Here is a 239-nt window from a genome sequence, read left to right as displayed (position 1 = left end):
CGCTGTCGGCGACCTGGTAGTCCGGGTGGAAGCTGGCCACCTGCAGTTCGCCGTCGAGATGCATGTCCTCGACGGCGGCTTCGGCCACGTCGAGGAACTCGTTGTAGTCCAGAAAATCGTTCAGCACGAAGGGATGGATCAGGAGCGTGGTGTCGACTTCCTCGGCCGGGGTGTCGGACAGGCGCTGTAGTTCGTCCATCAATTGTTCCAGCAATGCCTCGGGTGTGCGCGCCGGCGAC

The 239-nt window shown here is 62.8% G+C and carries 1 protein-coding gene; it reads right to left on the bottom strand.

The window, feature by feature from the left end; genetic code table 11:
- A partial coding sequence (locus KVT32_RS31410; protein ID WP_217619568.1) for a DUF1415 family protein occupies positions 1 to 239 on the bottom strand: 239 nt, incomplete at both ends.

This window comes from Achromobacter sp. GbtcB20, assembly GCF_019091095.1.
In the GTDB taxonomy this organism is placed as follows: domain Bacteria; phylum Pseudomonadota; class Gammaproteobacteria; order Burkholderiales; family Burkholderiaceae_B; genus Achromobacter; species Achromobacter mucicolens.
This window is presented reverse-complemented; position numbering and strand designations above follow the sequence as displayed.